The organism is Xylophilus sp. ASV27 (assembly GCF_016428875.1).
Lineage (GTDB): Bacteria > Pseudomonadota > Gammaproteobacteria > Burkholderiales > Burkholderiaceae_C > Xylophilus.
The window spans coordinates 1-301 of the sequence record NZ_JAELTO010000387.1 but is presented as its reverse complement, the minus strand read 5'-3'; the positions used below and the strand labels follow the sequence as shown (position 1 = coordinate 301).

Sequence of the window (301 nt, the reverse complement as noted above, 5' to 3'; positions counted from 1 at the left end):
CCCCCCCCCCCCCCCCCCCCCCCCCCCCCCCCCCCCCCCCCCCCCCCCCCCCCCCCCCCCCCCCCCCCCCCCCCCCCCCCCCCCCCCCCCCCCCCCCCCCCCCCCCCCCCCCCCCCCCCCCCCACCTACACTAGGTTCTCTTCGTCGGCAGCGTCAGATGTGTATAAGAGACAGGCGCTGCATAGGGCGCGGCGCGCAGCCTGGCGACGACGGCGGCGGGGCTGGCGTTGGCCATCTCGTGCGCGGCCAGCAGCGGGATGGCCGCCTGCTCGTGCAGGGTGCTGGCGCGGCCGTCCCAGCC

At 82.4% G+C, this 301-nt stretch carries 1 protein-coding gene; it reads right to left on the bottom strand.

Annotated elements, in window-relative coordinates; translation table 11 throughout:
- Positions 1-130 precede the first annotated feature (130 nt).
- The coding region (locus tag JHD63_RS23470; protein WP_370590631.1) for a cytochrome c peroxidase at positions 131-301 on the bottom strand (171 nt) is incomplete at its 5' end.